Raw genomic sequence first — 9,535 nt, forward strand, 5'->3', positions numbered from 1 at the left:
GCGCCGCTCCGTGCGCCGCAAGGTCGTCGCCCTGACCGTCGCCGGCCTCGGCATCGCCGGTCTGGGCCTCGCGTCCGCCGCGCAGCTCAACCTGACCGCCGGGGCGCTCGGCGCGGGCACCAGCGTCGTGGCGTCCTGCGACTCGAACGGGGTGGGCGTCGCGTTCACCAACGCGTTCACCGCGTCGGTCAAGGGCTACACCGTGAGCCAGGTCACGCTGAACGACGTCGCCGCCGGCTGCCAGGGCCAGACGGTCTCGGTCGACCTGCTGAACACCGACCCGACCGACGGCTCCACCGGCGCCTCCGTCGGCCGCCTCACGGGCGCCGTCCCCCAGGGCGGCGGCAGCGTGACGCTGTCCGTCACCGGCGCGGTGAAGGCGGCCGACGTCAAGGGCGTCGCCGTCGTCATCGCCGGCTGACGCGAGCGCACCATCCCCGACGGGCGCGCCGAGACGGCCGGCGCGGGCAGCACGCCTGCCCCGCGCCGGCGCCTCGGCGCGCCCGCACGCGTGCGCGGCCTCCTCGGCTGGGTCGTCACGGCCGCCCTCGTCGGGGTGCTCGTGTGGTTCGGCTGGCCCAGCACCCTCGGCGGCTGCACCACCCTGACGATCGTCTCCGGCCACTCGATGGAGCCCACCTACTACACGGGCGACCTCGTGGTCTCGCGCTGCGGCACCCCCGGCGAGGGCGACGTCGTCGTCTACACCCCGCCGGGCCTCGACCGCGGGCGGATCATCCACCGGGTCGTCGGCGGGGACGCCACCGACGGCTGGGTGATCCAGGGCGACAACAACGACTTCCTCGACCCCTGGCGGCCGCACGCCGCCGACGTGCTCGGCATCGCCCGGCTGCACGTGCCCGGGCTCGGCCGGGTCGCGTCGATCCTGCTCGACCCGTGGGCGTGGGCGTCGCTGCTCGTCGTCGCCGCGGGCATCCTGCTGTGGCCGTCCCGCCCGGAGCCCGACGTGGCGGCGGACGGCACGGCGGCGGACGACGGCGCCGACGGCGGCGCGCCCGCCGCCGAGGTCGAGGACCCCGCGCCCGCCGCGGTGGTCCCGTGAGCCCCGCCGCCCGGCGCGCGGCCGCACCCGCCGCCGTCCTCGTCGTGGTCGTCGCCGTGCTGGCCGCCCTGGCGCTGTCGCCGGCGAGCGCCGCCCGGCTCGCCGTGCGCGGTCCCTCCGTCACCACCGGCAGCGCCGCCCCCTGCGCGGCCACCGCGTTCGGCGCCGCCGCCGGCACCGCGACCGCGTCCGGCACCGCCACCCAGGTCGTGCTGTCGGACGTCCCCGCCGCGTGCCGCGGGCAGGTCGCGACCGTCCGGCTGTTCGCCGCCGACGGCACCGCGCTCGCCGGCACCGACGTCTCGGCCACGCTCACCGCCGCCAGCACGGCCGTCACCGTCCCGTCCTACGCCACCAGCCGGGTCGCCGGGGTCGCCGTCACCGTCGGCACCTGGTCGTTGCCGGTGACGTGGACCGCGCCCGCCGGCGTCCCGGGCGGACCCGTCACGCCCGGCTCCGGGACGTCCTTCGGGTCGCTGACCTGGTCACAGCTCGCCTCGTCCGGCACCCAGGCGTGCGTCACCGTCGACGTCTCGGGCGCCTCGGGGACCTCCTGGCGGATCGACCTGCACCTGCAGCAGCGTCCGTTCAACGGCGTGACGTCCGGCTCCGGGTTCTCCGTCAGCCCCTGGTGGGCGGGGGTCCTGGACTCCGCCCCGGTCGACGGCGTGGTCTCGGTCGGCGCGCGGCCCGGCCAGGCGTCCTTCGCGACCGCGTCCGCGACCGTCACGATCTGCCACTACGGCCTGCCCGCGCCCACCTACGACCCCGCCCTCACCTACACGCAGACGACCGGGGCCGTCACCGGCACGGGCGCCTGGGCCTGCCAGAGCACCACCGTCGCGGTCACCGGCACGCCGCAGTTCTACGCCGGCTGGCGCGCGGACGTGGACGTGGCCCCGCTGGTCGCCTGGTTCGCCGCCCGCGGGATGCGGGCGGACCTCGGCACGCTGCGGGCCCAGGGGAACTACACGCTCGCCGCGCAGGGCGGCACCACCTACCGGGTCACGCCGACCGCCTGGGACACCTGGGGCGTCCGCGACGACACCCCCCGCACCGTCGACGTCTGCGCCCGCACCTGACCTGCCCGCCTCGCAGTTCGCGAGTGCCTACCCGACGCGTCGAGCGCCTGTCCGCCGGGTAGGCGCTCGACGCGTCCGGTAGGCACTCGGTGCGGGCGGCCCGCCGGCGCGCGCGGGTGGGTGAGGTGGCGGCCGGGCGTTCGCCCGTCCGGGTGGAGCGCCGCTCCGGATGCTCAGACCGGCCGCCCGGCCGACGATGGGGGCGCCACAGGTCGACGGATCGACCGGGGCACGTCCACGGAGGGGGCGCCGATGGCGCACGAGCACGTCCGGGCCCGCCGTGCGGCGGGGGTCACGCTGGCGTGGCTGGGCTGCGCCGGCCTCGCCGTCTCGATGGCCCGGGCCATGACCTGGGAGGGCGGCGACGACGCCCCCGCGGGCGCCTGCGTGGTCAGCCGGATCTCGGTGGACTACGACGTCGACTACGTCCCGGGGCTCGGCGGCTACGGCGTCATCGCGACCTCGCTGTCGGACGTGCCCGACGACTGCGCGGGCCGCGAGGTCGCCGTCACCCTGCACGGCGCCGACGACGCGGCGCTCGCCGAGACGCGCGCGCCCGTCACGGCGCCGACCACGACGGTGCGCGTGGGCGACCCGGTGCCCGTCGAGCAGCTCGGCGGGGTGTCGCTCGCGCTGGTCACCGACGGCGAGGCGACGGTCGACGTCGACCCGCTGCCCGCCGGCTGACCGCCGGCCGCCCCCGCGCGCCGGCCGCGCCGGGGGTCAGACCTCGGTCAGCGTCGGCAGCTTGGCCCTCCGGGCGTCGCCCGACGACGTGCCCCGCAGCCGCCGCGTCGCCCACGGGTAGGCGTACAGCCGGAGCCACCGGGCGTCCTGCCGGGCCTGCACGGCGCGGGACGGCCGCGGCGTCGGCGCGAGCGGGGAGTCCCAGTCCGGGTCGTCCGGCGTGAGCCCGAGCGCGGCCAGCGCCCCCTGCGCGACCCGGGCGTGCGCCTCCGAGGTGAGGTGGATCCGGTCCGGCGCCCACATCCGGATGTCGTGCAGGTGCCGCATGCCCCACAGGTCGAGCACGTGCGCGCCGTGCCGCCGGGCGATCGACCAGATGTGCGCGTTGTAGACCCCGACCCGCGGCCGGGTGGTCGACACGATCGGCGAGCCCGAGGCGTCGAACCCGGTCGCGAGCAGCACGTCGGCGCCCGTGGCGCGGATCCGGGCCACGGCCTGCTCGAGCCCGTGCGCGAGCCGGTCGGGGTCGGCGGTCGGCCGCAGGATGTCGTTGCCGCCGCCGACCAGGCTGACCAGGTCCGGCTCCATCGCCAGCGCCTCGGGCACCTGGTCCACGACGATCGGCCGCAGCAGCCGGCCGCGGATCGCGAGGTTCGCGTACTGCAGCGGCTCCTCGCCGGCGGCCCGCCGGCGCTCGGACAGCAGCCCCGCGAGCACGTCGGCCCAGCCGCGCACCGGTCCGTCCTCGCCCTGCGGGGTGTCCCACAGGCCCTCGGTGAACGAGTCGCCGACCGCGACGTACCGGCGCCACGGGGGTACGGCACCCCGGTCCGGCGTCGTGCCGCCCTGCGCGCTGCGGTCCCGCGTGCTGTCCTGCGTCGGGGCGCTCGCCCCGGCCCCCTCGTGCGTCGTCACCCCCGCAGTGTGCCCCCGGCGCGGGCCGCGCTTCCAGCGAGTTCGGGGTGCCGGGTCAGGGCAGCGACCAGTCGACGGGGTCCGCGCCCTGGTCGACGAGCAGCGCGTTCACCCGGGAGAACGGCCGCGACCCGAAGAACCCGCGGCTGGCGGACAGGGGGCTGGGGTGCGGGCTCGCGACCACCGGCACGTCGCCCAGGGCGGGCGCGAGCGACTGCGCGTCCCGCCCCCACAGCACGGCGACCAGGGGGCCGCCCCGCTCGACCAGCGCGGCGATCGCGCGGTCGGTGACGGCCTCCCAGCCGCGGCCCCGGTGGGACGCGGGCTCGCCGGGGCGGACGGTGAGCACGCGGTTGAGCAGCATGACGCCGCGGTCCGCCCAGGGCGACAGGTCACCGGTGCTCGGCTGCGGCACGCCGAGGTCGGCGCGCAGCTCGGTGAAGATGTTCGCGAGCGACCGCGGCACCGGCCGCACGTCGGCCTGGACGGAGAACGACAGCCCCATCGGGTGCCCGGGGGTCGGGTACGGGTCCTGGCCGACGACGAGCACGCGCACGTCGGCCAGCGGCCGCGTGAACGCGCGCAGCACGTCCGGGCCGGCGGGCAGGTAGTCGCGGCCCGCGGCGACCTCGGCGCGCAGGAACTCCCCGGCGGCGTGCACCAGGGGCTCCACCGGTGCGAGCGCCTCCGCCCAGTCGGGGGCCACCAGCTCGGACAGGGGTGCGGGGGTCACGGGGCCCGAGGCTAGCCGACCCCTGCGACCCGCTCCGGGGGCGGCGGCCGGGTGCCCGGGAGGGCCCAGGAGGGCCCAGGAGGAATGACACCGGTGTGATTCCGGCCGTACGATGGCGCGGGACGACGGGCGAGCGGGAGGAACGGGCACCGATGGACGCGACGGCGGAGCGCACGGCCGACCGGCCCGCCCTGGTGGCGGTCGAGGGCGGCGCGGACGACGCGGCCGCCGGGCTGTCCGAGCGGGACCGCGAGGTGCTCGCCTTCGAGCGGCAGTGGTGGAAGTACGCCGGCGCCAAGGAGCAGGCCATCCGCGAGCTGTTCGACATGTCCGCCACCCGGTACTACCAGGTGCTGAACGCCCTGATCGACTCCCCGGCCGCGCTCGCGCACGACCCGATGCTGGTCAAGCGGCTGCGCCGGATGCGGTCGACCCGGCAGCGCGCGCGCAGCGCCCGCCGGCTCGGCACCGACGCCTGAGCCGGTGGCCCGCGCACGGCTGACCGGCACCGCGACCCCCGCGCGGCGCGCCGTGCGTGCGGGCGTGGACAGGCCGAGCCGTTAGCCTGTCCGCCGTGACCAAGGCGAGCGACCGGTTCCCGGAGGACGAGTTCGACGCCGAGCCGGCGCCCGACGCGCCGATCGGCGTGCACCGCGCACCCCGCAGCTGGTGGAGCCGGTGGTGGCCGTTCGTCGCCGTCGTCGTGCTGGTGCCCGTCGTGACGGTCGGCCTGGTGGCGTGGGCGTCGTCCTGGGACGGCCGCCTGCCGGGGTTCGGCGACTCGTCCGAGCCGGCCGCGGCCGCGCCGAGCGCGTCGGGGACCACCGCGCCCGCGCCCGAGACCGAGGACCCGGGCGCCGAGGACCCGGGCGCCGAGGCCCCCGCGGAGACCGAGGCGCCGCCCGTCGAGGAGGAGGAGCCCGCCCCGACGGCCGACCTCACCACCGACGTGCGCGTGCTCAACGCGTCGGGCCGCTCGGGTCTGGCCGCGGGCGCGGCGGGCGACCTCGAGGACGCCGGCTTCACGTCCGTCACGACCGGCAACGGCAACGCCGGCGGCCTGCAGCAGACGACCGTGTTCTACGCGAGCGCGGACCTCGCGCCGACGGCGCAGCAGGTCGCGGACTCGCTCGGCATCGCGAACGTCGTCGAGGACGCCGGGACCGCGCCCGAGGGTGTCGTCGTGCTCCTGCTGGCGGACTTCGCGCGCTGACCCCTTCCGCAGGCCGGAGGGCGGGGCTAGTGTCGGCCGCGTCGCGGTGACCGCTCTCCAGAACCGGGGGAGGCCACGGCCCCTGCGTCGCACCGATCACGCCTTCTTCAGGAGCACCGCATGCCGCAGGGAACCGTCAAGTGGTTCAACGCCGAGAAGGGCTACGGGTTCATCACCCCGGCCGACGGCGGCCAGGACCTGTTCGTCCACTTCAGCGCCATCCAGTCCAACGGGTACCGCAGCCTCGAGGAGGGGCAGTCGGTGGAGTTCGAGGTCGGGCAGGGCACCAAGGGCCCGCAGGCCGAGCAGGTCCGCCCGCTCTGAGCAGCCACCCGCGCTGAGGCGTCCGCCCGCGGGGCCCGGGCAGCGCCCGCCGGCCCCGCGGGCGCCCGCCGTCCGGCGCGGCGTCAGCCGTCCGGCACGGCGTCAGCCGTCGAGCGCCGCCACCGCGAGGACCACGCACGCCGCGGTCCACGCCAGCGGGGCGACCGCCGCGGGTGACCCGTCCGCGAGCACCTTCTCCGGCAGCGCGCCCATCGCCGTGCGGTGCGCGTCCAGCCAGGCGAGCCGCTCCTGCGCCGCGGTGTCGTCGCCGTTCACCGCCGCGGTCAGCGCGTAGAGCGACGTCTGCGGCGTCCAGGAGATGCCGTCCTGCCGCCAGCCCGCGCCGGGGGCCAGGCCGCCCGCGGGGCGCGCCATCGCGGCCGCCGACGCCCGCCACGCCTCCGTCGCCCCGGCCAGCGCCGTCGGCTGGAACGGCGGCAGCACGAACGCGCTCGCCGCGTCGGCCACGCTGCCGCTCGCGTACCGCCCGTAGGCCGAGTCGTCGCCGAACTCGCGCTCCACGGCCGCGCGGGTGCGGGCGGCGGCGTCCCGCGCGTCCGCGGCGGCAGCGGTGTCGCCGAGCAGGTCCAGCACCGGCCCCGCGGCCTCGAGCCCCGCGAGCAGCGGCGCGACGGTGCCCAGCGTGAGCTCGTCCTCGGGCACCTCCCAGTAGTCGGGCGACGCGGGCGGCAGGCCGTCCCCGGCCACCAGCGCCACGGCGTGCGCGGCGCCCCGGCGGACCAGCGGCGCGAGCTCGGCCGCCACCGCCGCCTGCTCGTCGGCCGGGGCCGCGGCCACCACCTGCGCGGCGGCCCACAGCGCCCAGCCGGTGCCGTCCGTCTGCGGCGCCCGGTCGTCCGGCACCGCGCCGGAGCCGTCCGGCAGGTACCGGGCCTCGAAGGAGCCGTCCGCGGCCTGCACGCGGGTGAGGAAGCCGAGGACCTCGCGCGCGTCGGCCAGGTGCCCGGTCCGCGCCAGGGCGACCGCGACGAACGACGCGTCCCGCGGCCACACGTACCGCCAGTACGGCGTCCACGCGGCGACGGCCGCACCGCCGTCCTGGACCAGCGTGCGCAGGTCGAGCAGGGCGTCGGTGACCATGTCCGCGTACGGGCCGTCGGCGCCCGGGACGGTGCCGGCGGCGAGCCAGGCGCGCTGCTCGGCGGCGAGGTCGTCGTCGGCCGTGGTGCCGGGGTCGACCTCGACCCGGGTGCCCTCGTGCAGCAGCGGCAGCGTGCCGGCGGGCACCAGCTCCGGGCCGGTGGGCGTGGCGACGACGCCCTCGCTGTAGAGGTCGATCGTGCGGGTCCGGGGGCCGGTGGCGCCCCAGGCGATCAGGCCCGCCGCGAGCGAGGCCAGCACGACGGCGGCGACGGCGGGGCGGCGGTGCATGCCCGGGAGGCTATCCGGCCGGGAGCGACGGGCCGTCGCGGGTCCGCCGGACGGCTGTCCGCCGAGGGCGGAGCGCCTTGCACTCGGGGGGGTCGAGTGCTAACCATGTGCTTAGCACTCTCCGGTCGAGAGTGACAGAATGAGAACCCAGGCCGACCCGGTGAGGTCCGCCGCCCGACGGGACATGACCGACGGGCCGGCGCGGCCGTCCGTCGCGGGCACCGACCGGCCGAACCACGAGCCAGAGTGAAGGATCGATAGCCCCATGGCCAAGATCATTGCCTTCAACGAGGAGGCCCGTCGCGGCATCGAGCGGGGTCTGAACACCCTCGCCGACACCGTCAAGGTCACCCTCGGCCCCAAGGGCCGCAACGTCGTCCTGGACAAGAAGTGGGGCGCCCCCACGATCACCAACGACGGTGTCTCCATCGCCAAGGAGATCGAGCTCGAGGACCCGTACGAGAAGATCGGTGCCGAGCTCGTCAAGGAGGTCGCCAAGAAGACGGACGACGTCGCGGGCGACGGCACCACCACTGCCACCGTGCTCGCCCAGGCGCTCGTGCGCGAGGGCCTGCGCAACGTCGCGGCCGGCGCCAACCCGATCGCCCTCAAGCGCGGCATCGAGCAGGCCGTCGAGGCCGTCACCGCCGCCCTGCTGGAGCAGGCGAAGGAGATCGAGACCAAGGAGGAGATCGCCGCCACCGCGTCCATCTCCGCCGGCGACACCGCCATCGGCGAGCTCATCGCCGAGGCCCTCGACAAGGTGGGCAAGGAGGGCGTCATCACGGTCGAGGAGTCGAACGCCCTCGGCCTGGAGCTCGAGCTCACGGAGGGCATGCGCTTCGACAAGGGCTTCCTGTCGGCGTACTTCGTGACCGACCCGGAGCGCCAGGAGGCCGTCCTCGAGGACGCCTACGTGCTGCTCGTCGAGTCGAAGATCTCGAACGTCAAGGACCTGCTGCCGCTGCTGGAGAAGGTCATCCAGTCCGGCAAGCCGCTGTTCATCGTCGCCGAGGACGTCGAGGGCGAGGCCCTGGCCACGCTCGTCGTCAACAAGATCCGCGGCACCTTCAAGTCGGTCTCCGTCAAGGCCCCGGGCTTCGGCGACCGCCGCAAGGCGATGCTGCAGGACATGGCGATCCTCACGGGTGGCCAGGTCGTCTCCGAGACCGTCGGCCTCAAGCTCGACACCGTGGGCCTCGAGGTCCTCGGCCAGGCGCGCAAGGTCGTCGTGACCAAGGACGAGACCACGATCGTCGAGGGTGCGGGTGACGCGGCGCAGATCCAGGGCCGCGTGAACCAGATCCGTGCCGAGATCGAGAACTCCGACTCGGACTACGACCGCGAGAAGCTCCAGGAGCGCCTCGCCAAGCTGGCCGGCGGCGTGGCCGTCATCAAGGCCGGCGCGGCGACCGAGGTCGAGCTCAAGGAGCGCAAGCACCGCATCGAGGACGCCGTGCGCAACGCGAAGGCGGCCGTCGAGGAGGGCATCGTCGCCGGTGGTGGCGTGGCGCTCATCCAGGCCGGTGCCGTGGCGTTCGAGAAGCTCGAGCTGCAGGGTGACGAGGCGACCGGCGCGAACATCGTGAAGGTCGCGATCGACGCCCCGCTGAAGCAGATCGCCGTGAACGCGGGCCTCGAGGGCGGCGTCGTGGCGGAGAAGGTGCGCAACCTCCCGTCCGGCCAGGGCCTGAACGCCGCGACCGGCGTGTACGAGGACCTGCTGGCCGCGGGCGTCAACGACCCGGTCAAGGTCACGCGCTCCGCGCTGCAGAACGCGTCGTCCATCGCGGCGCTGTTCCTCACCACCGAGGCGGTCGTCGCCGACAAGCCGGAGAAGGCCGCTCCGGCCGCCCCGGACGCCGGCGGCATGGGCGGCATGGACTTCTGAGTCCCGCCGCAGCGGGCCGCGTGAGCGGCCTGCACCGCGCCTGAACGGGCCGGTCACCCCCCGGGGTGACCGGCCCGTTCTGCGTCCCGAACCCGCGCCCTCGGGCCCGAACCCGTCCTCGAGCCCGGGCGCGACCTCGCCGGGTGGGCAGCAGATGTCCCCTCGGCACGTGCTCAGGGGACCACTACTGCCCACTCGGCGGGGGTGGCGTGTGGGAGAGCGGGGCAGGCGCGGC

11 protein-coding genes are annotated in these 9,535 nt (G+C 76.4%); 8 read left to right on the forward strand and 3 right to left on the reverse strand.

Annotated elements, in window-relative coordinates:
- From G6556_RS14045 to G6556_RS14060, 4 genes are all read left to right on the forward strand, one after another.
- Positions 1-421 (forward strand): hypothetical protein (locus tag G6556_RS14045; RefSeq protein ID WP_205693497.1); only part of this gene is annotated, 421 nt, incomplete at its 5' end.
- A 90-nt stretch (positions 422-511) separates the two neighbouring features.
- Positions 512-1,063 (forward strand): signal peptidase I, encoded by a 552-nt coding sequence (locus G6556_RS14050; RefSeq protein ID WP_166942564.1) that lies wholly within the window; start codon positions 512-514, stop codon positions 1,061-1,063.
- Complete coding sequence (locus tag G6556_RS14055; protein WP_166942567.1) at positions 1,060-2,145, forward strand: hypothetical protein; 1,086 nt, start codon at positions 1,060-1,062, stop codon at positions 2,143-2,145. The genes G6556_RS14050 and G6556_RS14055 overlap by 4 nt, the downstream gene beginning before the upstream one ends.
- A 252-nt stretch (positions 2,146-2,397) precedes the next feature.
- Positions 2,398-2,832, forward strand: coding sequence for a hypothetical protein (locus G6556_RS14060; RefSeq protein ID WP_166942569.1), 435 nt, complete (start codon positions 2,398-2,400; stop codon positions 2,830-2,832).
- Positions 2,833-2,868: 36 nt separating this feature from the next.
- Here G6556_RS14060 and G6556_RS14065 read toward each other — a convergent pair whose 3' ends face one another.
- Together G6556_RS14065 and G6556_RS14070 are read right to left on the reverse strand one after the other, a co-directional pair.
- Positions 2,869-3,747: an SGNH/GDSL hydrolase family protein gene (locus tag G6556_RS14065; protein ID WP_166942572.1), complete on the reverse strand. Its 879-nt coding sequence runs from the start codon at positions 3,745-3,747 to the stop codon at positions 2,869-2,871.
- Between the two features lie 55 nt (positions 3,748-3,802).
- Entirely contained in the window at positions 3,803-4,480 is a 678-nt protein-coding gene (locus G6556_RS14070) for a uracil-DNA glycosylase (protein ID WP_166942575.1), read from the reverse strand.
- A gap of 152 nt (positions 4,481-4,632) precedes the next feature.
- Between G6556_RS14070 and G6556_RS14075 the strand changes: the two genes are divergently transcribed.
- The 3 genes from G6556_RS14075 (at position 4,633) to G6556_RS14085 (ending at position 6,017) form a co-directional block, all read left to right on the forward strand.
- On the forward strand, positions 4,633-4,959 hold the full coding sequence (locus G6556_RS14075; RefSeq protein ID WP_166942578.1) for a DUF3263 domain-containing protein: 327 nt from the start codon (positions 4,633-4,635) through the stop codon (positions 4,957-4,959).
- Between the two features lie 95 nt (positions 4,960-5,054).
- Complete coding sequence (locus G6556_RS19985; RefSeq protein ID WP_166942580.1) at positions 5,055-5,693, forward strand: LytR C-terminal domain-containing protein; 639 nt, start codon at positions 5,055-5,057, stop codon at positions 5,691-5,693.
- 120 nt (positions 5,694-5,813) lie between these two features.
- Positions 5,814-6,017, forward strand: coding sequence for a cold-shock protein (locus tag G6556_RS14085; protein ID WP_158375214.1), 204 nt, complete (start codon positions 5,814-5,816; stop codon positions 6,015-6,017).
- A 102-nt stretch (positions 6,018-6,119) separates the two neighbouring features.
- On the opposite strand, the gene G6556_RS14090 is transcribed toward G6556_RS14085, so the two are convergent.
- The gene (locus G6556_RS14090; protein ID WP_205693498.1) at positions 6,120-7,409 is read right to left on the reverse strand and encodes a glycoside hydrolase family 15; all 1,290 of its coding nucleotides are present in this window, start codon (positions 7,407-7,409) and stop codon (positions 6,120-6,122) included.
- 265 nt (positions 7,410-7,674) lie between these two features.
- On the opposite strand from G6556_RS14090, the gene groL reads away from it, so the two are divergent.
- The gene (groL, locus tag G6556_RS14095) at positions 7,675-9,300 is read left to right on the forward strand and encodes a chaperonin GroEL (RefSeq protein ID WP_166942583.1); all 1,626 of its coding nucleotides are present in this window, start codon (positions 7,675-7,677) and stop codon (positions 9,298-9,300) included.
- The last annotated feature ends 235 nt before the right edge of the window (positions 9,301-9,535 follow it).

Source organism: Cellulomonas sp. IC4_254, assembly GCF_011603975.1.
Classification (GTDB): Bacteria; Actinomycetota; Actinomycetes; order Actinomycetales; family Cellulomonadaceae; genus Cellulomonas.

What these genes read in the sequence shown, in the direction of transcription:
- G6556_RS14060 (WP_166942569.1), top strand. Translation starts at nt 2,398, where the DNA reads ATGGCGCACGAGCACGTCCGGGCCCGCCGTGCGGCGGGGGTCACGCTG.
- G6556_RS14075 (WP_166942578.1), top strand. Translation starts at nt 4,633, where the DNA reads ATGGACGCGACGGCGGAGCGCACGGCCGACCGGCCCGCCCTGGTGGCG.
- G6556_RS14085 (WP_158375214.1), top strand. Translation starts at nt 5,814, where the DNA reads ATGCCGCAGGGAACCGTCAAGTGGTTCAACGCCGAGAAGGGCTACGGG.
- G6556_RS14090 (WP_205693498.1), bottom strand. Translation starts at nt 7,409, where the DNA reads ATGCACCGCCGCCCCGCCGTCGCCGCCGTCGTGCTGGCCTCGCTCGCG.
- groL (WP_166942583.1), top strand. Translation starts at nt 7,675, where the DNA reads ATGGCCAAGATCATTGCCTTCAACGAGGAGGCCCGTCGCGGCATCGAG.